The organism is Thalassotalea sp. G20_0, from assembly GCF_017744175.1.
In the GTDB taxonomy this organism is placed as follows: domain Bacteria; phylum Pseudomonadota; class Gammaproteobacteria; order Pseudomonadales; family Endozoicomonadaceae; genus Endozoicomonas.
The window spans coordinates 1-773 of record NZ_JAGHQV010000325.1 but is presented as its reverse complement, the minus strand read 5'-3'; the positions used below and the strand labels follow the sequence as shown (position 1 = coordinate 773).

Genomic DNA, 773 nt, shown 5'->3' with positions numbered 1-773 from the left:
TTACCGCATTGCGGGGAGTATTTACCCGGGCGGTTAATGCTGGCCTGTTAGACAAGTCACCAATGCCAGACGTTAAAAAACTTAAGGAGGATAAAAACAAAAAGATTCGATTTCTGACAGAGGCAGAAGAACAGCAGCTTTTAGCCGCAACAGAAGCCCGGCAAGAAGAACAAAGAGCCGAGAGGCTACGATTCATTAAGCATTGTGAAACCCGCACCAGAGAAGCACCAGAGCCGCTTACAGGCAAGTTTACCGATCACATTATGCCTATGGTATTGGTTGCCCTGAATACCGGCTTAAGGCGAGGTGAGTTGTTTAACCTCAAAGTAAAAGACGTTGACCTATCGAGTAAACGACCATCCCTTACCGTTGTTGGTGAAGGAGCCAAGTCAGGCCAGACAAGACAGATCCCGCTGAACGACACTGCATTCAACACCCTTGTTACCTGGCTGAATGAGAGCCAGCCCAGAGACCTTGTATTCCCGAGTCCTAAAACAGGTCGAAGGATGGATAACATTAAATCGGCATGGACAGCATTGAGAGAGCTGGCAGGATTACCAGACGTTCGCCTACACGACTTAAGGCATACATTCGGGACAAGGCTGGCACACGCACGCATAGACCTTGTAACCATCAAAGAACTTATGGGGCATGAGAGCCTTGAAACAACTGCCCGTTACTTACACACCAATGACGAGAGAAAACTCGAAGCGGTAGCCAGCCTTATTTGAGAATGACTGAAAGCCAAACCCGGCCATTTACAGAATATTTAC

At 47.9% G+C, this 773-nt stretch carries 1 protein-coding gene; it reads left to right on the top strand.

Going from position 1 to position 773, the window contains the following annotated elements:
- Positions 1–731, top strand: a 731-nt coding sequence (locus J7438_RS26310; protein ID WP_209278983.1) for a tyrosine-type recombinase/integrase, incomplete at its 5' end; no start/stop codon positions are given.
- Positions 732–773 lie beyond the last annotated feature (42 nt).